Source organism: Halanaerobium kushneri, assembly GCF_900156285.1.
GTDB classification, from domain to species: domain Bacteria; phylum Bacillota; class Halanaerobiia; order Halanaerobiales; family Halanaerobiaceae; genus Halanaerobium; species Halanaerobium kushneri.
In genome coordinates this window covers 36,134-55,864 of record NZ_FTNC01000014.1, presented here as the reverse complement: position 1 = coordinate 55,864, position 19,731 = coordinate 36,134, and the positions used below count along the sequence as shown (strand labels likewise).

Genomic DNA, 19,731 nt, shown 5'->3' with positions numbered 1-19,731 from the left:
TTAATTAATTGGGGGTAAAAAAATGCAGTACAGAAAGATGGGTAAACTTGATGTAGAAGTTTCTGCTCTTGGTTTTGGGGCAATGAGGATGCCGATCATTGGAGATGATTCTTCCAATATTGATGAAGAAGAAGCAATTAAAATGATTCGTTATGCAATTGATAATGGTGTTAATTATGTTGATACAGCCTGGCCCTATCACCAGGGAGAAAGTGAGATTGTTGTCGGAAAAGCTTTAAAAGACGGTTATAGAGAAAAAACTTATCTGGCAACAAAATTGCCAATCTGGGAAGTTGAGGAGAAAGCTGATCTGGATAAATATTTAGATAAGCAGCTGGAAAAACTTCAGGTAGAAAAGATTGATTTCTATCTCTTACATGCCTTAAATGCAGAACGCTGGCAGAAAATTAAAGACCTGGATATTATTGAATGGGGTAAGAGAAAAAAAGAAGAAGGTAAGATTGAATATCTTGGATTTTCTTTCCATGATAACCATGATGTCTTCGATGAAATTATAGAAGGTCATGACTGGGATTTCTGTCAGATTCAATATAATTATCTGGATACAGAATATCAGGCAGGAATGGCTGGACTCAAAAAGGCTTATGACCAGGGCACAGCAGTAGTGATTATGGAACCAATTCGCGGCGGTTGGCTGGCTCAGGAACCACCGGTAGCTGCAAAAGATTTATTTGAATCAGAAAATAAAGAAAGAACTCCTGTGGAATGGGCTCTACACTGGATATGGAGCCAAAAAGAACCGGGAGTTGTTCTGAGTGGAATGAGTAATATGCAGCAGTTAAAAGAAAATCTAGCAACAGCTTCTGAATCAGAAGTAGGTTTATTGAGTGATTCTGAATTTAAAATGATGGAAAAAGCAGCTGAAGAAATGAGAGGACCAATTACCTGTACCCGCTGTGAATACTGTCTTCCCTGTCCGGAAGAAGTTAATATTCCAGAAAACTTCTTTAAATTTAATCAGGCTAAATTAATGGATAAGGGAGAAAAAATGGCTGAAGAATACTTTAAAATGGATGAAACAGCCAGAGCGAGTAATTGTGTTGAATGTGGACAGTGTGAACCCCAGTGTCCTCAGAATCTTGATATAATTGATTTATTAAAAGAAGTTGACAGTTATTTTGCGGAGATTGCTTAAATGAATAAAAAATAAATTAGATATAATCTAAGTTAGCTTTAATCAAATTATAAAGCTAAATTGTTATTAACCCGGTAGAATAATATTCTATCGGGTTTCTTTTATCTAATAAAAGAGTTATAATTAAAGAAAGAGAATTGTGACTAATAAGGAGGGTAAATTATGAGAAATTTTTTACTTTTTTAGTGTTATTTTTAGTTCTCAGTATTATTCTGCAGCCAGCAACATATGCAGAGGATTCAGGGGAATCAAGAGGCTATAGCAATTCTGCTGAAATTGAATAAGAATTTTCTGCTCCGGGGAGATTTTATTTTTCTCGGAATTTTTTTGTCTAAAAAATTACAAAAAATCACTTGACAAATCAATTTAATAAGATTATACTATGAGTGTACCAGTTAACTAGTGCACTATCAAATTCGACTGAAAGGAGGTAAGAGATGGATATTAATTTCGATGCAGCCTATCCGATTTACGAACAGGTTATAGAGGAAATAAAAAAAGAGCTGGTTAGAGGAGAACTAAGACCGGGAGAAAAATTACCCTCACAGCGGAAATTGGCCAAAAAAATTGAAGTTAATCCCAACACTGTCCAGAGAGCATATAGGGAAATGGAACAGCGGGGACTTGTTGAAACTAAAAGGGGAAGAGGTACTTTTATAAAGGATGATGATCAGGTAATGATAGAAATCAAAAAAGATATGGCAGACACAGCTGTTAAAGAATTTATAGATGAGATGATTTCGCTTGGATTTAAAAAAGATGATATTCTGGAAAAAATAAATAGAAATTTAAAGAGGAGGGATCAAGATGAGTGAAAATATAATAGAAATTAGTGGAGTAAAAAAGAAGTTTCCCGGAGTTGAAGCTCTTAAAGGAATTGATTTAAATATTCCAGCTGGAATGATCACTGGAATTGTAGGTCCCAATGGAAGTGGGAAATCAACTCTGCTTAAAATAATCTCTGGTTTAATTGTTAAAGACAGTGGTCAGATAAAAATTAATAGAAAAAATAAATATCAGCATTTGATGCAGGATATTGCTTTTTTACCGGAGATTAATCATCTTTATAAGTGGATGACAATTTCTGAAATGATTAGATTTCACGAAGAACAGTACAGCGATTTTTCTCCTAAGAAGGCTGAAGAACTGCTAAATTTTATGAATTTAAAACTTGATCAGAAGATAAATAATCTTTCTAAAGGGATGGTTGCTAGATTAAAGCTTGTTTTAGTTTTAAGCCGCAGTGCAGCAGTCATTATTTTAGATGAACCTCTGGCCGGAATTGATCCAGCTTCCAGGGAGAGAATTTTAGAAACTTTAATTGGAGAATTTGATAGCGATAATCAGTCAATAATACTTGCCACTCATGAAATAATAGAGGCAGAAAGGTATCTGGATCATGTAATTTTTATTGAAAATGGAAAACTACTGCTGTCAGCTAATGCTGATGATTTAAGAGCAGAAAAAGGTAAATCTATCAGAGAATTAATCGGGGAGGTATTTGAATGAAAAGCCTAATTTCCTTAATTAAAAAAGAGTTTAGACAGTTGAATATATTAATTATTGTTTCTACTTTGATTATAACAGTCTGGGAATGGTTTTTAATTAGTAGAAGTGAAAACTGGCCTCATGGTTTGAGTTTTGGACTTGGCTTTATTCCATTATTTTTCTTACCAATGATAATGCTTTTTTTGGCCTATAACTCTTATCGAAGTGAGTGGGGGAATAATACAATTTATTTATTGAAAATTTTGCCCCGTAAAGGATACGAAATTAATTTTGCCAAGTTTTTCCTGCTTTTAGTTATTATTTAATTTTGAGTGGGGCTCTGATTTTGGTCAATATTTATTTTCATCAGGGATTTTTAGCAGGAGTATTTCGTCAAATTCCGGAAACACTGGGAAGAGAAGTTTTTAAAGAATTTCTTGTTTTAGCTTATATAACCTATCTAATAAGTGGGATTCAGATTTATTTAATAACTCAGTTTTCCTATCTGGTGGCTACATTTTTTAATCGTTTCAGGCTTTTAATTAGTATTCTGGTTTTTATTTTAAGTCATTATCTCATTTTAAGAATTGGGGGATTTTTAAACTATCTCTTTAACTGGTTGCCTGATCTACCTATAACAATTTTTACAGAAAGTCCTGCTGGAGTCAGTGAATCTACAATATATATTGGTTCAGCACCATTTATAGTAATTGTTTTGATGATGGTGGGCCTCTTTTTCTTAAATTCACGTTTGCTTGCTTCTGATGTCGATGTTTAAAAGGAGGAAAAAATGAGCAGAAAAAAATTTGTAACTTATCTTTTAATAATTTTAACGCTGGTGATGATTGCTGATATTAAATATGTAAGATCTGACAATCATTTATTTCAGGGTTTTATTACTGAATCAATAGAAGATTTAATTAAAACGGAAGGGACTTTTTTCCAGAATAGCTTTGATAGTGATAGTATAAAGGCAGAAAAAGATGGCAGTCTGGTTCTTGATTACAACTTTTTGAATGAAAATAAAGAAGTTAGAACTTTTTATTTAAAAAACGATTTTGGTAGTATTGATTTAACGGGAACTCAAAATCAAGAAATAAATATTGATTATACACTCAAGGTTCATGCTGAAGATAAAGAAGCTGCAGAGGAGTTTATCAAAGATTTAGAAGTAATTTATAATCTTCGGGGAGATAAACTGGAGATAGCCCTTAATAAGAGTCAGACTTCTACTCCTGACTTGATTAATGTGGTAGAAATTGATTATAGAATTAGTATTCCAGAAAATTTAATGACAGATTTAAGAAATAAGTATGGGGCCCTAGATGTTTCAAGTTTAGATGCTGCATTAGAAGCCAGTAATCGTTATGGAAGTACAAATATTGATAATATTTCCGGTAGAGTGGAAGTTGATTTAGACTATGGTGAGGCCAGAATTACTAATCTTGCTTCAAGTTTAAATTTAGAATCAGCCTATACAGAAAATACAGTTAGAAATATAGAAGGAGAGTTTAAACTAGAAAGTGCTTATGGTTTTAATAGAATTCAGAATTTAGCTTCTGATCTAATAATAAATAGTCGTTATGGAGGAGCCGAAATAAGTGAAGCTAAAAATATCGACATTAACAGCCGTTATACTGGCTTTAGCTTTGAAAATATCAGTGGTAAAATAACTGCAGATATTGAATATGGAGATTTAAGATTAAAAAATATCTCTGATCTAGATTTTGAATTACAGTATGCTGACTGTACAATTGAAAGGCTTAAAGATTACGAATTATATAATTATGATCTCAAAGTTGAATATGGTAATATAGCAGCTGATCTGGGAGGAGTAAATTATGAAAATAAGAAGGAATTGGTTTACCGAGGAAGCAGAGCGGAACACAATATATCTATTAGTTCCGAATATGGAGATATATTAATTAAATAGCTTTTGTTCTTAGCAGGCAGTTTATGATATAATTAAATTGCCTGATAGGAGTTGATTGAAGTGCTAAATAAAAAAGTGAAATTAATTTATAACCCAGCAGCAGGAGATAGAACTTTTAATTCTTATTTAGATCAGTTTTTAAAGCTGTTTCAGGCTGCTGGATTTAGAGTAGATATTTATAGAAGTATGGAACCAGGAGATTTTAAAAAAGGTCTGGAAAATATTGATCAGAGTTATGAAGCTATAATTGTTGCAGGTGGAGATGGATCTGCCAGCGAAATGGTTGATTTAATGCAGAAAGAGCAGATTGATCTTCCGTTGGGAATTATTCCGGCAGGGACTGCCAATGACTTTGCTTCTTTTCTGGGAATGACCCAGAATATTGAAAACAGTATTAAAAGAATTCTGGACTGGAAAATTAAAGAAATTGATGTTGGTCGGGTTAATAAAAGATATTTTTTAAATGTTTGTGTGGGAGGTATTATTTCTCAGATTGCTCACGGCACAGAAACTGAAATGAAAAATAGACTGGGAAAAGTTGCCTATTATTTGCAGGGGTTAAAAGAGCTTCCTAATATCAAGTCAATGCAGCTTGAAATTGAAACTTCAAGGGAAAAAATTGAGGGAGAATTTCTGGGTTTTTTTATTTTTAACAGCAAAGATGCTGGGGGCTTTAAAAATATAGCCAAACTGGCTTCGATAGATGATGGTTTATTTGATCTCTTAGCAGTCAAAACTGGCAATATTTTAAAATTGAGTACAGCAGCAGCTGATTTATTTAATGGTAAAGAGATTAAAAATAAGAATTTAATTTATCTTCAGGATAATTATTTTAAAATTACACTAAAAAACAGCAGTAGAGATGAGCACTGTGATATTGATGGAGAGAAAGGTCCTGCTTTTCCCTTAGAAATTGAACTGATTCCAGCTGCTCAAAAAGTTTTCACAGCTTAAGCAATTATAATGCAGGAAAAGTGATTTAAATCGCTAATTATATATTAAGCTAATAAATTTGCCCTGCTGCCAGGTAAGAGCCTCTCTCGTTATATAGAGAGGTTTTTGCCATTTAAGCTAATTATGAGCAGCTAAAATATTTAAGTCAAAGGAGATTGAAGATGATAAAAAAGATTTTACTTTCTATATTATTAATAACTTTCTTTTTTTCAGCAGCAACTGCAGCAGCAGAAAAAGAAATCGAATTCTGGACAATTAATCTAAGCCCCAAATTTGATGACTATTTTGTAACCAAAATAAAAGAATTTGAAACCCAAAACCCGGGACTTAAAATTAAATGGGAGGACGTTAATTTTTCCACTATTAATCAGAAATTACGCCACCAACTGGCAGCAGGAGAAGTTCCTGATCTGGTTAATCTCTCACCACAGCTAATGGCTTCTCTGCTTGAGGATAATCTTTTGTTCCCGGTATCAAGTTTAAAGCAAGATTACAGCCAGTATTATTATCCCCGACTCTGGGAAAATGGTTATTATCAGGGAGCTTACTATGCTTTTCCCTGGTATCTTAGTTCAAAATTGATGGTATTTAATCAGGAAATTTTTAAAATTGCAGGTCTTAATCCTAACCAGTTAATTGAAGATCAAAATCAGTTATTTCAACTTGCAGAAACTATAACTAAGAAAACAGGGGTTTATGGTCTGATGCCCCAGATCAAAATTGAGCAGGAATTTATTGAGGCCGGAATTGAGTTGTTTAAGGAAGATAATGGACAGCTTAAGGCTGCTTTTAATAATCAAAAAGCAGAAAAAATAATTTTAAAATATCAACAGCTCAGAAAAAAAGGAGTAATTCCCGCTGATACACTAAGTTCGGGTTTTAATATTGCTCTCGAACGTTATAAGAATAATGAACTGGCAATTTTATTTACAGCACCTCAATTTTTAAAAGAAATAGCAAATGACTCTAAATACCTAAATGATGTAACAAAACCGGCAGTAATTCCCCCGGCTGGTGAGGGGGTAATCAATGCTGCTTTAATGAATCTGGTTATTCCTAAGGCTTCTGAAAATAAAATTGAAGCAGCTAAATTTGCTCAGTTTATTACTTCTCTCAAATCACAGTTAAAATTTTCGACCCAGGCTTCAGTATTACCATCTGCTGTTATTCCAGAAGAAGATCTGGAACTACTTCAGGAAAAAATAAGAGATAAAGCAGGGGATATATCTTTAGAAAATGAAGCTCAAATAATTTTACGAAAGCAGTTATTTAGGAATCAGGATTTAACCCTTATGCATCCTGATGCAGCTGAACTACTTAAAGTAATGAATGAACAATTTGCCCGGGCTTTTGCCGGTAAAATTTCTGCCAGAGAGGCTCTTAATATTATGGAAACTAAATGGAATCAGATTTTAACAGAGGAGAATTTAAATGATTAAAAAATTGAATTTTATTTTTTTGGTATTGATAATTATACTTGTTTATTCTCTTAATTCAGCAGCTTATTTTAAACCAGAAGTTTATCGCAGTTCTCTGTTGAAAATTCGAGCTGCAGAAAGATCTTTAAATAACCTGGATAAAAAAATGAATAGAGCTAAATCTGATTTCAAAATATTTTACCAATCTGAAATTGATGATGAGCTCAAAAAAATCGATGCGTATTATCAGCAGCTGCAGCAGGCATACAAAAATAATAATGATTTTGAAGTCGATAGAATATCTAAAATAATAATTAGATTTTCAAATCAGCTTCTTTTAAAAACTACGGAATCAAAGCCTGTGCAGCTGCGTGGATTCTGGTTGGATAGTGGTACTTTTGCTAAAACCGGCGGCCGATCAGGGGTTCAGAAACTTCTCAATCAGGCTCAGAAGGCTAATTTTAATGTCATTTTTCCGGAAACATTTTATAAGGGAATGTCTGTAATTGCTGATAATGAATTATTTTTTCAGGATCCGCGTTTTAAAAATTGGAAGGAAGATCCACTAAAAGTTTTAATCGAAGAAGCAGCAGCAAGAAATATGGAAGTTCATCCCTGGGTCTGGGTTTTTAATGAAAACACAGCTGGAAAACCAGGACGGATATTAGAAAATAATCCGGATTGGGCTAATAAAAATAAAGAAGGAGAGGTAGTAAGTTATCATAATTCTACCTGGCTTTCACCTGCAAGAGAAGATGTTAGAGAATTTTTGCAAAAGAGATATGCTTATCTGGTAAAAAATTATAATATTGATGGAATTAATCTGGATTATATTCGTTTTCCAGAGGAATATCGAGGTAGTTTTGGTTATGATCAAATTAGTGTTGAAAAATTTAAAGAAAAAACCGGACTTGATCCTTTTACAATTAAAAGTGGTAGTGCAGAATTTTCTATCTGGAATCAGTACAGAGAAGATTTAATTACTCAAATGGTAAAAGAAACCACTAAACAATTAAGATTAATTGATCCAAATTTAAAGATTTCTGCTGATGTAATTCCGGGAAGAGAAGAAGCACGTTATCGAGCTTTACAGAACTGGTCTCTCTGGCTTAAAAATGATTACTTAGATTTTGTTTTACCAATGACCTATACAGAAAATTTATTTTCTGAGCTCAGAAGTTGGATTAAAGAAGATCGCAGTCAGATTAAAAAGCCATTATATGCCGGTGTTTCAGTTTTTAAGTTGAGCTCAGAACAGTTAATTGCTCAAATAGAGGAGATTAATCAGATCAATCCTAACGGTGTTTCTTTATTTGCAGCAGCTCATTTAACAGAAGGAGATTATCAGAGACTGGCTCAGGGAGTTTTTTCTGTTCCAGCATTATTACCCGATAAAAATAAAAGAGAATCTTTGGCTAAAATGCAGGATTTTATCTTGAAAAGGTTAAATATTATAAAAGAAGCAGAAGCAATTGAAACCGATGATTTAATAAAGATAAGGACTTTTCTCAATCAAATTTGCAGTAAAGCTACAAAAGCAGACTTTAATTTTTTAGATTATGTCGAAAAAAATAATCTTAATCTTTCTGAAAAAGTAACAGGAGTGCTGGAAAAGGATTTTAACTATTTAAAAGATATTATAAACTTATATTAAAATCTCAAATTTTTAGGCAGGGGTGATAAAATTGAAAAGTTCTTTTACTGTTGGCCATCTGTTTGGAATACCTGTTAAAATTCACATTAGTTTATTAATAATCCTCCCCTTTTTTGCCTGGGCTTTTGGCAGTAACATAATTTATCTGACTGAAAACACCGATATTGCCAGAAGACAGTTAATTTTAAATCCTTATTTACTAGGTTTTATAATGGCTGTAATGCTTTTTATCAGTATTTTAATTCATGAGCTGGCTCATTCGCTTGTAGCCAGAACTAAAGATGTGGAAACTACTGATATTACTTTAATGCTTTTTGGTGGGCTGGCTAATATTGAGGAGATATCTAAGGATCCAAAAGATGAAATGAAAATTGCAGCCAGTGGACCACTTACCAGTCTGCTGCTTGGTCTAATTTTTATTTTTTCAGGCAGCTATGCTCCAGATTTTATTTTAGAAGATTTAAGGTTAATAGTTTTATATACCGGTCAGTTAAATATATTTTTGGGGATTTTTAATCTGTTACCTGCTTTTCCATCTGATGGTGGAAGAATTCTGCGGGCATTTATTGCTCAAAGAACATCATTTAGAAGAGCAACTGAGATTGCTTCTAAATTTGGCAAAGGATTTGCCCTGATGTTTGGTATTTTAGGTTTTATGAGTGGTAACTTTCTCCTAATATTTATTGCCTTTTTTATTTATATTGGTGCTTCTCAGGAACACCAGTTTAGCAATATTAAAAGTGCTCTTTCTGATCTTAAAGTTAAAGACTTAATGACTGAAGAAGTTAAGACTGTACCGGCAAATATGAGTGTGCATCGTTTAATTGAAAAAATGTTTAATGATAAGCATTCGGGATTTCCTGTTTTGAGAGATGACCAGGTTGTTGGTATTGTTACTATGGAAGATGCTCAAAAAATTCCACAGGATGAATATCATAATACCCCGGTGCAGACTATAATGAATAAGGAATTGCACTGTGTAAGTGAGAATGATGAACTTTATGAAGCTTTCAAACTGCTTTTCCAAAAAGATATTGGCCGACTTCTGGTAATGGACGGAGAAGAACTGAGAGGTATTATTACTCGTTCGGATGTGATGACAGGTCTCAGAGTAAGACAGCTAGAAAATATCGAAAAAAAGGAGTAATTTGATGATTTATTTTAAAAATTATCTAATAACATTTATTATTTTTCTTGTCATTGATTTTATCTGGCTGGGTGCAGTGGCCAGGAATCTTTATCGTAATCAACTTGGATTTTTAATGAAGGAAAACTTTAATATGGTTGCTGCTCTGATTTTTTATCTGCTCTTTACAGCTGGTCTGGTTTTCTTTGTCCTCAACAGAGCACTTGCTATTTCCAGCTGGCAGTATGCTTTATTTGCCGGTATGTTTTTTGGTTTAATAACTTATTCAACTTACGATTTGACTAATTTAGCAACAATTAAAGACTGGCCCTTAATGATAACAATTATAGATTTAATCTGGGGCAGTTTCTTAGGAGGTTTTACTTCTTATTTAAGCTATCTAGTTATTAATTATTTTAAATAATTTTTTTAAATTCATATTTCCTTCATAATTTACTCCTATAATTAAGTCAGAAGTTAAGAAAATCATCTAATAACTATTAAGGAGTGAATGAAATATGAAAAAAATATTTACAGTTTTACTGGTGCTGGTCTTTGTAATGACAGGTTTTACAGGTGCAATTTTTGCCCATGGTGCTCAGTCAAAAATGGGTCCTGGAGGTCAATCTTTTTATAATAGAGATAGAGACGATGTTGGAGTAGGTTATAATAGAATTGACTTAAGTGATGAACAGATTAATCAAATTGCTGATTTAAGAAATGAATTTTATAATGATACTGAAGAATTAAGAGATCAATTAAGAGACTTAAATCGTCAACTTAGGGATCTAGAATTTAGAGGTGCTTCTAATGCTGAGATTGGTAAAACAGAAGATCAGATTGAAAAAGTGTTGACTCAGCTGGATGAAAAAAGAATTAATAATCAGGAAAAAATAGAATCTGTTTTAACAGAAGAACAGCTTAACTTGATTGAAGAAAATCGTTTAAATTATGAAGAGCGTTTCCAGAATCGTTTTAATAATGATTTTGGCCCTGGATTTCGAATGAATTATGGCAGAAATGGCTATTCAGATTTTGATGATTTTCATTATGGTATGATGGGTGGTATGATGGGAGGAGCTTTTATGGGCGGCAGGTATGACAGTTTTGGTACTCCCGGAGCTTATAATGGAAGAGAATTTGGTTATGGAGCTGGCTGGTGTCATTAAGTTAAAAAAATCAAATAATTAATTAAAGAACAAAAAAGGCCGGGGTTATAATCCCGGCCTTTAAATTAGATATTAAATATTTTAAATTAACATTTAGAACATTTAATTTAAAAGATCACTTAAATCAATCTTAATATCGAACTGTATATCAACTCCACTGTCATCATTTTTCTGATCTTCATTATAATCATCATTAAAGTCATCATCTTCTAAATCATGGTATTTTTCTTTTAATTCTTCGTAAACATTATCTCGAGTTGCTCTTTGTCCTCTTCCTTCTTTCTGGATAACTCTGCCAGTATTTAAATTTTTGTAATAATAACTATATTTATTATTAGCATGATGAACTTCAAGCATTTCTATCATATTACGATCTCGATAATAATACTCATATTTTTTATTTTTAATTTCTATTTTTTCTTCGACTCCGGTCCGATTATTATTATATTTATAATCATAATTGTTACCACGTACTTTTAATACTTCTGTTCCCCCATTGAACTTATATTTTTTATCATATTTTTTACTATTAAAAGGAGGGAAATGTCTTTCACGGTATGGATGTCTAAAACGGATAAGATCATCATCAAAAATTATTGCTGGCATACCAAAATAACGGTGAAATTCATTAATTCTTTCTCTATTTCGAATCATTCGGTCCAGCTCATCCCGATCAAGTATTTTACCAGAGTTGCTGTAGTAATAGAGTATCAAGCTGATATCTTTACTATTCAGTCCAAGTCTTGCCATGTATTCAATATCTTCACTATCAACATCTTTAAAAACTCTAATCAATAACTGTTTATCAAAATCATCCAGTCCAGCTGCAGCAGCAGAAATTGAATTAAAAAGAAGTAATATAAATAAAATAAAAATAGTAGCTTTTTTAAACATATTATCTCTCCTCCTGAAATTGATCTTTAAAAGAAGCCTTTATCTATATTATATTCTCAATTAATCTCTTTTACAATGATGAAAGTGTGATATTTGAAAAAGCATTGAATATGTAATAAAATATAATCAGTATTATTATTATTTATATATTTGAAAGAGGAGTGAAAAAATGATCTGGAGAGATGAGTATAAAATTGGAGTAGAACTGGTAGATAAGCAGCATAAGGAACTCTTTAGTCGCCTGGGAGATTTTATTCAGACTGTCAGAAGTGATAAAGAGAAGGCTGAAAAAAAAGAAGAAGTGGAAAAAACTTTGAATTTTATGGGCGAATATGTTGTGACACATTTTGATGCCGAAGAAGCGTTACAGAAAAGGTACAATTATCCTGATTACGAAAAACACCATCAAATTCATGAGGATTTTAAAGCCGAAGTTGCAGATTTTCAGCATCAGTACAGTAAAAATGATTATGATGAAGATTTTCTACTGGAATTTAGTGGTAGGCTCTTAACCTGGTTGATTAATCATGTTGCCTCAACTGATCAGGATATTGGAGAACATATAAATTCTGCTAAAGAGAATGAGGAGGAAAGTAAGTAATGGATGCAAAATACTTAAATCCAATAATTGCAGCAACTGATTCAGTTTTTCAAACTATGCTTTCATTAGAACCTAAAAAGAAAGAAGTTTCAATTCAGGAAGACTTAGTGACTGATAAAGAAGCAAATGTAATTATTGGTATGACAGGAGATATCAAAGGATCTATTGTATATAGTTTTTCCAGTGAGATGGCTTTAAAAGTTGTGGAAGCCATGTCAGGGATGGAGATGCAGAAGCTTGATAAATTTGTAACTTCAGCTATGGGAGAACTGGGGAATATTATTAGCGGTAAAGCTACAACTGGTTTAACAGCACAGGGGTTGAGTTGTGACATTGCACCACCACAGATTGTAACAGGTAAGAATATCAATATCAGTTCTGAAGCAGATAAGGTATTGATGGTTAAATTTAATACTGAACTGGGAGAATTTGATGTTGGATTTTCGATTAATTAGTTTTTAAAGGCTCCTGTGGGGGCTTTTAAACACTTATCGATGGAGGCAGAAATTATGGAAGAAGTTTATGAATATAATAAATATAGATTTTTAGAAAAACTTTATACTCCGATTGGAATTTTTATGGCAGGTATTTTACTGCAGTTTTTTTATCCTGGCATTGGGCTTTATCAGCGAATTTTAATATATCTTATTTATTTATCAGGTGTTTTATTATTTGCATTTGAGGCATTACCTATAATAAAGAGCACCTATCAGGTCTGGAATAAAAAAATTGTTTTAACTAATAGGACTATTGTAGTTAAGGGTGATGATCATTTAAAAACTAAAATTGTAAATAGAAAAGATATTGAGCGGATAATTTTTAGATCTTTACGGGGAGAGGATATAGAAATTCCTCATTTTCAAAAACTGGAAGACATTGATGATAAATTATACGAACTTGCTGGGCGTAAATTGATCATTGAATATAAAGCAGAAACTGCAGATAATGAATTGGTAGTTTACTTAGAATTATTACCAGAGGACTTTTTAGAAGAATTTATCAAATGGTACCAGGCCGATATAGCACTAAAATAAATTATGCCTGAAGATCTTCTATGTTATAGAAAAATGAAAGAATTTCTGCAATAACAGTGTACAGCTCTTCGGGGATTTCATCTCCTATATTGAGTTCAGCCAGAACCTGAACAACATCTTTATCTTCTTTGATAGGGATGTTTTCCTGTCTGGCTTTTTTTATTATTTTTTCAGCAATGCTCCCCTTCCCACTTGCAATAATTCGGGGAGCTTGATCAGTATTCTGATCATATTTAAGTGCTACGGTTTTTTTAGTTTCAGATTTATTTTTATTTACTGTCATCTAAATTACCTCATTTCAGAAAATATAAGATTATTAATTAAAGTATAAATTAGTGAGATTTTGATATTTAAATTTTAATATCTATATGTCTGTAATTGCCATTATCATCAAACTCATTCAATTCATTTAGAATTAAATTATTAAAAAAATCATCTCTTTCTGATTTCAAATTAGAAAAGTTTTTGATGCGAAAACTGTTAATAGTAAAACCTTCATTTTTTAGATTTGACTGCAAACTGTTAAAGTTTGCTTCAATTAGATCTGCCGTTTGAGCACTTTCTGTAAAAATAGTTGTATTAATGTTTTTTTGATCCACATTTATTTTAGTTTGAATAGGACCAATATTTTCGAATTCTAAAATAAAAGATATATTATATCCTTTTTTGGCTTTTTTATTTTCAGATTCACCATTTCGATCTTCTTCAATTTTTAAAAGTAGAGAAGAAAGTTTGTTATTTGGAAGTTGGACTGGAATTTCAAGTGCCAGCATTAGAGGTGTATTTTGGCTCTGCTGTTGTAAATTGATAAGTTTCTGTCCTAAAATATTATCTGCAATTTTTTCTTCGTTTTCCCCTCCAGTTCTATTGAAAAGAGAAAGAATCTGATCCGAAATTTTACTATGAGCAGACAGAGATTCAGCAATATTCTGGGCTGGATTGTCTAAATTTACTGCTGATTCATTTCTATTTAACAGAGGAGAATTCTGCTGATTTAAATTAGTAAAAATCTGGTTTTTATTAGTTAAACTTTCAGTGAATTGACTTATATTCTGCTCAAATTTAGCTGCAGTTTCTTTAATCAGATTTTCAGATAAAGGCAGCTTATTATTTTCTAAAAAAGCAAAAGCTTTTACTAAAGATAGTTTTTCCGAGCTGGATTCGACATTATTATGTGTCAAAAAATTATTTAAAATTTTAAGCGTATTTCGGTCAAAATCTTGGTTGAGTTTGTTAAGATTATTTAAAATGATATTCTTAAATTCCTGGTCCAGCTGACTAAAGTTATTTAAAATTTGAGGATTAAGATTGTTATTCGTCTGGTCTGTAAAGTTATTAACTGTAGTTTCCGAATTCTGGTTTATAAAATTAAGATTTGTTTTAGGACCAGTTTCCTGGTTTACTGTATTTTGATTCTGCTGATCTAAATTATTAATATTATTGAGAGAGTTTTTAAGCTCAGTTATATTTAATTGGGAAAGCAGATTATTAAGCTGATTTGAAGAAAGTTGATTGTCTGAATTTATAAACTGTTCAAGTATAGATCCTAAATTTCCATTATTACTAAAAACAGAACGCAGTGCATTAACAAACTTCTCTGAAAATGGGAGGTTATTACTTTCCAGAAAAGCAAAAGCTTTAATCACAGCCATTTTATCTTCTGCATTTGTAGCCGGATTATCTCCTAAATATTGAATTAAATTTGCCACAGTTTTTTCAGTCAAGGGCATTTCCATTTTAGCCCAGCTATCCAGAAGCATTTTTTGACTATCATCTTCTAGAGAAGCAAGAAGACGAAAAATTTCCGGCAGTAGTTCAGCATTTTCACTTTTGCCCTGGCTTTCATCGGTAGTAATATTATCAGTATTTAAAGCCTGTCTAAGTATTCCTATATCAAGTTTTCTAATCGGTGCCAGACCATTTAAGTCCATAAACTTCACTCCCGGTATTTAATAATCAATTGTTTTATTCTTTTGCTTATTCTTTATTTCTATAAAATTGATTGAAATCCTTTAAAATCTCATATATTATTATAGCAGAGACAACAATTATTTTTAGTAATTGTTATTGGAAAGAAAATTATAACTTAACTGTTATTTATAGATTATTAAAATTTGGATAAGGAGGTTAATTTATGTCTGAGAAATGTGGAAACTGTGGTTGTGGTTCTCAAAGCCCAAATAACTGCGGTGGCAGTCAGTTAACAGAGGAAGAATTAGCTGAAATTTTAAAAGAAAAATCAGAACACAGCAGGAAATACAGTGTTGAATATAGAATTAAACTGCAGGAAATGGAATGTAAGGCTGAGGTGTTAATTGAACGGATTAAAGCTTATACAGGAGTTGTTGATGCGGTAGAATTTACAGAAGAGGAATTAATAATATCCTATGATGACCGTCTAATAACACCGGCTGAAATTTCAGATTTAGTTCACTAAAAGAAAAGAGGAGATTTAGATGAAAAGTCACGAGATTGATTATGAGATTATTGGTGATGATATGCAGGTTGTGGAAGTTGAGCTGGATCCGGAAGAAACAGTTATTGCTGAGGCTGGAGCAATGAACTGGATGGATAATGGCATTTCTTTTGAAGCAAAAATGGGAGATGGAACTGAGGTTAATAATTCTATTCTTGGTAAAATATTTGGAGCAGGTAAGCGAGTAATTACTGGAGAATCAATATTTATGACTCATTTTACCAATAAAGATTACGGGAAGAAAAAAATTGCTTTTGCAGCTCCCTATCCTGGTAAAATTATTGATCTTGATCTGGCAGCATTACCTCAAAACCAGTTTACCTGTCAAAAAGATGCTTTTTTATGTGCTGCTCTGGGAACTAAGGTAGATATCACATTTAACAAGCGCTTCGGTACTGGTTTGTTTGGAGGCGAAGGTTTTATTCTGCAAAAATTAAGTGGAGATGGCAAGGTCTTTGTTCATGCAGGTGGTACAGTAGTCAAAAAAGAATTAAGGAATGAAAAAATTAAAGTTGATACCGGCTGCCTGGTTGGGTTTACAGCTGGTATTGATTATAATATTGAAAGAGCAGGAGAATTGAAGTCTATGCTCTTTGGAGGCGAAGGTTTATTTCTGGCTACTCTTCAGGGTACAGGTACAGTTTATCTGCAGAGTCTGCCTTTTTCCAGACTTGCTGATAGAATTATCAAAAGTGCTCCCCGCCTTTCCGGGAAACAAAAGGGAGAGGGCTCTGTACTGGGACAAATTGGGAATATGCTTGATGGTGACAATTTTTAATTAAGTTGTAGTCCTTTTAACTTGCAAAGCCTTCCTTAATATTAGATAATATATATTAATACCTATAAAATTAATAATATAAGATAAATAAGGGAGGTAATATTATGTTGACTCTAAGAGAAATAAAGGCTAATCCTGATTTTCAGCATATGATTAAAGAAGCCAATCATTATCTTTCAGAAAAAGGTTATACAGAGCATGGTTTTAGGCATGTTAATTATGTCTCTGAAACTACAAGTAGAATTCTTAAAGAACTAGGTTTTGATAAAAAAACAGTAGAACTGGGAGCAATTACAGGCTATCTGCATGATATTGGAAATATGTTCAATCGTAAACATCATGGTATTTCTGGTGCCAATATAGTTTATACAGAATTAAGAAGAATAGGAGTTCCACTTGAAGATATAACTAAGATTACAACAGCTATAGCTAATCATGATGTAGAAATTGGTAAGGCTGTAAGTCCAATTACTGCTGCCTTAATTCTGGCTGATAAAAGTGATGCCCACAGAACAAGAGTTAATAAGAAAGATTCTACTTTTATTCATGACCGAGTTAATCTTGCAATTCGGGACTCTAAAATTTCTGTAGATCCAGAAGAAGAAACAATTACCTTAAGTATCGATTATGATTCCTCGATTAGTCAGGTAATGGATTATTTCGAAATTTATCTCTATAGAATGGAAATGTGTAAAGAAGCAGCTAAATATTTGGGCTGTAGATTCCGACTTTTAATTAATGAGCTCGAGTTATTGGGGCATGTTAATTACCAGGAGAAGTAGTATAAAAATAATCTAGTATAATTTTAATTAAGGAAGGTATTTATGTTTTATAAATTATTAATGATATTTATTCTTGTTCCACTTATTGAACTTTATTTTTTACTGGAAGTTAGTAAATTTATTGGTGTTTTTACAACTGTAATGATAATTATCTTTACAGGTGCAGCCGGAATCAGCATTGCAAAAAGGCAGGGTTACCAGGTTGTTAGTAATATTCGTTCAACTCTTAATCAGGGTAAGATGCCTACAGATGACTTAATCAGTGCTTTACTGATTTTAATTGGTGGTGTAACCCTATTAACTCCGGGTTTTTTAACCGACATTACAGGCTTTTTATTGATTTTGCCCGGTTCTAGGGATTTGATTGCGGCTCTGGTGAAAAAATATTTTCTTAAATATGTTAAAGAAAATAAGGTTGAAGTTCATTATGGAAGTCGATTTAATCAGAAAAAAAATGATCAGCAGACTAGTGATAAATATGCTGATTATCAGGATGATTTTATTGATGTAGAGGCTGAGAAAGTGGAAGAAGATGAAGATTTAAAATAAATAGAAAAGAGGAGCCCGATTTTTAAAGATCGGACTCCTCTTTTTTGAATTAATATTCAAATTATGCATTTTGATAGAGCAGACGATGTCTTAGATTGAAAATATGAGCAAAAGAATAATTTTCTTCTAGTTGCATTTCATAAATCAGCTTATTGGTCATGAGAACAGAAACTCTAAAAGCCGAAGCTATATCATCTTTAAAACTATATTCTCTCTCTAAAAATTCTTTGTGTTCTTTTTCAATAAAAGTCTTCAAATTATTTTTGTAGACAAAATTTTCTTCCAGATCCTTTTTGAAAAAATCAGGGTGTAGATTCTGTGCATGCAGATTTAATTTCCATTCATGAAAGACATGAACTGTTTTTTCTCGAAGTGTTCCTGGATTAAGTTCAGGATCGTTATGAGCTCTACAGAAGTAATCTGCAATATAGTGGAATAATTCTCCTAGTTTAATTGCAAATTTATAGGGGTTTTGGTCGGGATTCATTTCTTTTAATTCATCAAATTGCTTATAAAAAAATTCCATAGTTTCATCTTTAAAGTGGCTTATATCTCCTTTAATAAAATCAGGTTTCATGCTTCCCCAGGCAAGTGCCATTTTGGAAAGCCAGATATCATTTTTAGCAAAATGATCATGAATTTTATAAGCCAGCATTTTGTGTGTTCTAGTATCCAGTTTCAATACCTCCCGGTAATTTTAATCCTTGCCAACAAATTTCGATATTTTAATAATAACATAGACCTTACAAATTAGCAAATGGATTTATTTTCCTTTAATTCTCTGCTGTTAAATATTTAATTATTGAATCTAAATCTTAATTTTGATAAGATTTTACTTAGAATCATATAATTTTAAATTGATTGCTTAATTATTATCTATTATAAAGTTTACTTGAAGCCGGCTTAAATTTCTGTTAAATTGTTTACGGTAAATCATTAAAATATAATTTTAATAAACAAGTTAAATTAAGAAGGAGAGATAATTTATGAAGGCAAAAAAACTTACTGGAGAAAGAGCAGCAGAATATATTAAAGATGGGATGATAATAGGTCTGGGTACTGGTTCAACTGCTTACTATGCAATAAAAAAAGTAGGAGAAATGGTTAAAAATGGACTGAAAATCAAGGCTGTACCAACATCAAAAGAAACTGCAAAACTGGCAGCAGCAGAAGGAATTGAACTTGTAGAATTATCCGATGTTAAATCACTTGATCTTACAATTGATGGTGCTGATGAAGTTGATCCAGACTTTAACCTGATTAAAGGTGGAGGTGGCGCTCTCTTAAGAGAGAAGATAGTTGCTTCAGCTACTGATCAGTTGATTATAGTTGTAGATGAGTCTAAACTTGTTGAGCATCTGGGAGCATTTCCACTTCCGGTAGAGGTAACCCCTTTTAGCTGGCAGTATACACAGCAAATGATTGAAAAATTCAGCTGTAGTTCAAAGATTAGAAAAGAAAATGGGGAGATTTTTGTTACAGATAATGGGAACTATATTCTGGATTGTGATTTTGGCAAAATTGAAGATCCTGTAAAAATAGCCGTGGAATTAAACAAGCTGCCTGGAGTTGTAGAGAATGGGATTTTTGCAGAAATGGCAGAAATTATTGTGGTAGGTTATAATGATGGTCATATAGAGGTTTTAGAAAAATAATTAAATTGAAACTGATGAGGAGCCAGCAGCAGCTGGGCTCCTTTTTTCAGTTTAAATCACATCT

Annotated in this window: 24 protein-coding genes; 20 read left to right on the top strand and 4 right to left on the bottom strand. The window is 32.3% G+C overall.

Going from position 1 to position 19,731, the window contains the following annotated elements; translation table 11 throughout:
- Positions 1 to 22: 22 nt before the first annotated feature.
- From BW929_RS10070 to BW929_RS10015, 12 genes are all read left to right on the top strand, one after another.
- Positions 23 to 1,156, top strand: coding sequence for an aldo/keto reductase (locus BW929_RS10070; RefSeq protein WP_076545360.1), 1,134 nt, complete (start codon positions 23 to 25; stop codon positions 1,154 to 1,156).
- A gap of 437 nt (positions 1,157 to 1,593) precedes the next feature.
- Entirely contained in the window at positions 1,594 to 1,971 is a 378-nt protein-coding gene (locus tag BW929_RS10065; RefSeq protein WP_076545359.1) for a GntR family transcriptional regulator, read from the top strand.
- On the top strand, positions 1,964 to 2,665 hold the full coding sequence (locus tag BW929_RS10060) for an ABC transporter ATP-binding protein (protein WP_076545358.1): 702 nt from the start codon (positions 1,964 to 1,966) through the stop codon (positions 2,663 to 2,665). The genes BW929_RS10065 and BW929_RS10060 overlap by 8 nt, the downstream gene beginning before the upstream one ends.
- Positions 2,662 to 2,970: an ABC transporter permease gene (locus BW929_RS10055; RefSeq protein WP_076545357.1), complete on the top strand. Its 309-nt coding sequence runs from the start codon at positions 2,662 to 2,664 to the stop codon at positions 2,968 to 2,970. The genes BW929_RS10060 and BW929_RS10055 overlap by 4 nt, the downstream gene beginning before the upstream one ends.
- 20 nt (positions 2,971 to 2,990) lie before the next feature.
- Positions 2,991 to 3,422: a hypothetical protein gene (locus tag BW929_RS10050; protein WP_076545356.1), complete on the top strand. Its 432-nt coding sequence runs from the start codon at positions 2,991 to 2,993 to the stop codon at positions 3,420 to 3,422.
- Between the two features lie 12 nt (positions 3,423 to 3,434).
- Entirely contained in the window at positions 3,435 to 4,577 is a 1,143-nt protein-coding gene (locus tag BW929_RS10045) for a DUF4097 family beta strand repeat-containing protein (protein ID WP_076545355.1), read from the top strand.
- A 60-nt stretch (positions 4,578 to 4,637) separates the two neighbouring features.
- On the top strand, positions 4,638 to 5,531 hold the full coding sequence (locus BW929_RS10040; RefSeq protein WP_076545354.1) for a YegS/Rv2252/BmrU family lipid kinase: 894 nt from the start codon (positions 4,638 to 4,640) through the stop codon (positions 5,529 to 5,531).
- A 161-nt stretch (positions 5,532 to 5,692) separates the two neighbouring features.
- Positions 5,693 to 6,970, top strand: coding sequence for an ABC transporter substrate-binding protein (locus BW929_RS10035; protein WP_076545353.1), 1,278 nt, complete (start codon positions 5,693 to 5,695; stop codon positions 6,968 to 6,970).
- A complete protein-coding gene (locus BW929_RS10030) occupies positions 6,963 to 8,603 on the top strand; it encodes a glycoside hydrolase family 10-like protein (RefSeq protein ID WP_076545352.1) in 1,641 nt (546 codons plus the stop codon). The genes BW929_RS10035 and BW929_RS10030 overlap by 8 nt, the downstream gene beginning before the upstream one ends.
- Positions 8,604 to 8,625: 22 nt before the next feature.
- Complete coding sequence (locus BW929_RS10025) at positions 8,626 to 9,750, top strand: CBS domain-containing protein (RefSeq protein ID WP_233493861.1); 1,125 nt, start codon at positions 8,626 to 8,628, stop codon at positions 9,748 to 9,750.
- Between the two features lie 4 nt (positions 9,751 to 9,754).
- Positions 9,755 to 10,153 (top strand): DUF2177 family protein, encoded by a 399-nt coding sequence (locus BW929_RS10020; RefSeq protein WP_076545350.1) that lies wholly within the window; start codon positions 9,755 to 9,757, stop codon positions 10,151 to 10,153.
- Between the two features lie 94 nt (positions 10,154 to 10,247).
- On the top strand, positions 10,248 to 10,898 hold the full coding sequence (locus BW929_RS10015) for a Spy/CpxP family protein refolding chaperone (RefSeq protein ID WP_076545349.1): 651 nt from the start codon (positions 10,248 to 10,250) through the stop codon (positions 10,896 to 10,898).
- 102 nt (positions 10,899 to 11,000) lie between these two features.
- Here BW929_RS10015 and BW929_RS10010 read toward each other — a convergent pair whose 3' ends face one another.
- Positions 11,001 to 11,792 carry a hypothetical protein gene (locus BW929_RS10010; RefSeq protein ID WP_076545348.1) on the bottom strand — a complete coding sequence of 264 codons (792 nt, stop codon included), beginning with the start codon at positions 11,790 to 11,792 and terminating at the stop codon, positions 11,001 to 11,003.
- A 169-nt stretch (positions 11,793 to 11,961) separates the two neighbouring features.
- Between BW929_RS10010 and BW929_RS10005 the strand changes: the two genes are divergently transcribed.
- From BW929_RS10005 to BW929_RS09995, 3 genes are read left to right on the top strand one after another with little or no spacing between them, the layout of a single operon-like run.
- A complete protein-coding gene (locus BW929_RS10005; protein WP_076545347.1) occupies positions 11,962 to 12,393 on the top strand; it encodes a bacteriohemerythrin in 432 nt (143 codons plus the stop codon).
- Complete coding sequence (locus BW929_RS10000; RefSeq protein WP_076545346.1) at positions 12,393 to 12,848, top strand: chemotaxis protein CheX; 456 nt, start codon at positions 12,393 to 12,395, stop codon at positions 12,846 to 12,848. Before BW929_RS10005 ends, BW929_RS10000 begins: the two co-directional genes overlap by 1 nt.
- Before the next feature lie 54 nt (positions 12,849 to 12,902).
- Positions 12,903 to 13,427 carry a hypothetical protein gene (locus tag BW929_RS09995; protein ID WP_076545345.1) on the top strand — a complete coding sequence of 175 codons (525 nt, stop codon included), beginning with the start codon at positions 12,903 to 12,905 and terminating at the stop codon, positions 13,425 to 13,427.
- Between the two features lies 1 nt (position 13,428).
- Here the strand turns inward: BW929_RS09995 and BW929_RS09990 are convergent, their stop codons facing one another.
- Both BW929_RS09990 and fliK read right to left on the bottom strand, forming a co-directional pair.
- On the bottom strand, positions 13,429 to 13,710 hold the full coding sequence (locus BW929_RS09990) for an EscU/YscU/HrcU family type III secretion system export apparatus switch protein (RefSeq protein ID WP_076545344.1): 282 nt from the start codon (positions 13,708 to 13,710) through the stop codon (positions 13,429 to 13,431).
- Positions 13,711 to 13,777: 67 nt separating this feature from the next.
- Positions 13,778 to 15,358, bottom strand: a complete 1,581-nt coding sequence (gene fliK, locus BW929_RS09985; RefSeq protein WP_076545343.1) for a flagellar hook-length control protein FliK — start codon at positions 15,356 to 15,358, stop codon at positions 13,778 to 13,780.
- 203 nt (positions 15,359 to 15,561) lie between these two features.
- Here fliK and BW929_RS09980 point away from each other — a divergent pair, with 203 nt between their 5' ends.
- The 4 genes from BW929_RS09980 (at position 15,562) to BW929_RS09965 (ending at position 18,012) form a co-directional block, all read left to right on the top strand.
- Entirely contained in the window at positions 15,562 to 15,864 is a 303-nt protein-coding gene (locus BW929_RS09980; protein ID WP_076545342.1) for a hypothetical protein, read from the top strand.
- 19 nt (positions 15,865 to 15,883) lie between these two features.
- Positions 15,884 to 16,681 (top strand): TIGR00266 family protein, encoded by a 798-nt coding sequence (locus BW929_RS09975; RefSeq protein ID WP_076545341.1) that lies wholly within the window; start codon positions 15,884 to 15,886, stop codon positions 16,679 to 16,681.
- A gap of 104 nt (positions 16,682 to 16,785) precedes the next feature.
- Entirely contained in the window at positions 16,786 to 17,463 is a 678-nt protein-coding gene (locus BW929_RS09970; RefSeq protein ID WP_084566163.1) for an HDIG domain-containing metalloprotein, read from the top strand.
- A gap of 42 nt (positions 17,464 to 17,505) precedes the next feature.
- Positions 17,506 to 18,012: an FxsA family protein gene (locus tag BW929_RS09965; protein WP_076545339.1), complete on the top strand. Its 507-nt coding sequence runs from the start codon at positions 17,506 to 17,508 to the stop codon at positions 18,010 to 18,012.
- Positions 18,013 to 18,073: 61 nt separating this feature from the next.
- Here the strand turns inward: BW929_RS09965 and BW929_RS09960 are convergent, their stop codons facing one another.
- A complete protein-coding gene (locus tag BW929_RS09960; RefSeq protein WP_234978092.1) occupies positions 18,074 to 18,694 on the bottom strand; it encodes a zinc dependent phospholipase C family protein in 621 nt (206 codons plus the stop codon).
- 304 nt (positions 18,695 to 18,998) lie between these two features.
- Here BW929_RS09960 and rpiA point away from each other — a divergent pair, with 304 nt between their 5' ends.
- A complete protein-coding gene (rpiA, locus tag BW929_RS09955; RefSeq protein ID WP_076545337.1) occupies positions 18,999 to 19,667 on the top strand; it encodes a ribose-5-phosphate isomerase RpiA in 669 nt (222 codons plus the stop codon).
- Positions 19,668 to 19,731 lie beyond the last annotated feature (64 nt).

Coding starts and splice junctions, on each gene's coding strand:
- BW929_RS10070 (WP_076545360.1), top strand. CDS start 23: ATGCAGTACAGAAAGATGGGTAAACTTGATGTAGAAGTTTCTGCTCTT.
- BW929_RS10065 (WP_076545359.1), top strand. CDS start 1,594: ATGGATATTAATTTCGATGCAGCCTATCCGATTTACGAACAGGTTATA.
- BW929_RS10060 (WP_076545358.1), top strand. CDS start 1,964: ATGAGTGAAAATATAATAGAAATTAGTGGAGTAAAAAAGAAGTTTCCC.
- BW929_RS10055 (WP_076545357.1), top strand. CDS start 2,662: ATGAAAAGCCTAATTTCCTTAATTAAAAAAGAGTTTAGACAGTTGAAT.
- BW929_RS10045 (WP_076545355.1), top strand. CDS start 3,435: ATGAGCAGAAAAAAATTTGTAACTTATCTTTTAATAATTTTAACGCTG.
- BW929_RS10035 (WP_076545353.1), top strand. CDS start 5,693: ATGATAAAAAAGATTTTACTTTCTATATTATTAATAACTTTCTTTTTT.
- BW929_RS10030 (WP_076545352.1), top strand. CDS start 6,963: ATGATTAAAAAATTGAATTTTATTTTTTTGGTATTGATAATTATACTT.
- BW929_RS10020 (WP_076545350.1), top strand. CDS start 9,755: ATGATTTATTTTAAAAATTATCTAATAACATTTATTATTTTTCTTGTC.
- BW929_RS10015 (WP_076545349.1), top strand. CDS start 10,248: ATGAAAAAAATATTTACAGTTTTACTGGTGCTGGTCTTTGTAATGACA.
- BW929_RS10010 (WP_076545348.1), bottom strand. CDS start 11,792: ATGTTTAAAAAAGCTACTATTTTTATTTTATTTATATTACTTCTTTTT.
- BW929_RS10005 (WP_076545347.1), top strand. CDS start 11,962: ATGATCTGGAGAGATGAGTATAAAATTGGAGTAGAACTGGTAGATAAG.
- BW929_RS10000 (WP_076545346.1), top strand. CDS start 12,393: ATGGATGCAAAATACTTAAATCCAATAATTGCAGCAACTGATTCAGTT.
- BW929_RS09995 (WP_076545345.1), top strand. CDS start 12,903: ATGGAAGAAGTTTATGAATATAATAAATATAGATTTTTAGAAAAACTT.
- BW929_RS09990 (WP_076545344.1), bottom strand. CDS start 13,710: ATGACAGTAAATAAAAATAAATCTGAAACTAAAAAAACCGTAGCACTT.
- fliK (WP_076545343.1), bottom strand. CDS start 15,358: ATGGACTTAAATGGTCTGGCACCGATTAGAAAACTTGATATAGGAATA.
- BW929_RS09980 (WP_076545342.1), top strand. CDS start 15,562: ATGTCTGAGAAATGTGGAAACTGTGGTTGTGGTTCTCAAAGCCCAAAT.
- BW929_RS09975 (WP_076545341.1), top strand. CDS start 15,884: ATGAAAAGTCACGAGATTGATTATGAGATTATTGGTGATGATATGCAG.
- BW929_RS09970 (WP_084566163.1), top strand. CDS start 16,786: ATGTTGACTCTAAGAGAAATAAAGGCTAATCCTGATTTTCAGCATATG.
- BW929_RS09965 (WP_076545339.1), top strand. CDS start 17,506: ATGTTTTATAAATTATTAATGATATTTATTCTTGTTCCACTTATTGAA.
- rpiA (WP_076545337.1), top strand. CDS start 18,999: ATGAAGGCAAAAAAACTTACTGGAGAAAGAGCAGCAGAATATATTAAA.